The 240-nt window shown below is 32.1% G+C and carries 1 protein-coding gene; it reads right to left on the bottom strand.

The window, feature by feature from the left end; translation table 11 throughout:
- On the bottom strand, positions 1–237 hold a 237-nt coding region (locus SB822_RS60535), incomplete at its 3' end, for an HAAS domain-containing protein (RefSeq protein WP_410859579.1).
- Positions 238–240: the final 3 nt, after the last annotated feature.

Here is a 240-nt window from a genome sequence, read left to right as displayed (position 1 = left end):
GCTCCATAAGGATATGAGGATGAATATTGAAATGGCTAGTATAACAGCAATAATATTACCTGTGTTATCAAGTTTTATAAAAGTTGTACTATAAATGCCACTAAAAATAATTAAACCTGCAAATAACGCAATCGAGATTATGCCTAGTCCATATAGGAGTACACCTTGCTTTACCTTGGATAATTTATGACTAGCCATATACCTAAAACACATCATATAAATGAATACCGAAAGTATGCC

It is taken from the genome of Paraburkholderia sp. SIMBA_054 (assembly GCF_046534875.1).
Classification (GTDB): domain Bacteria; phylum Pseudomonadota; class Gammaproteobacteria; order Burkholderiales; family Burkholderiaceae; genus Paraburkholderia; species Paraburkholderia hospita.
Note: the sequence above shows the minus strand (reverse complement) of the source record. Positions and strands in the feature narration are given on the sequence as shown.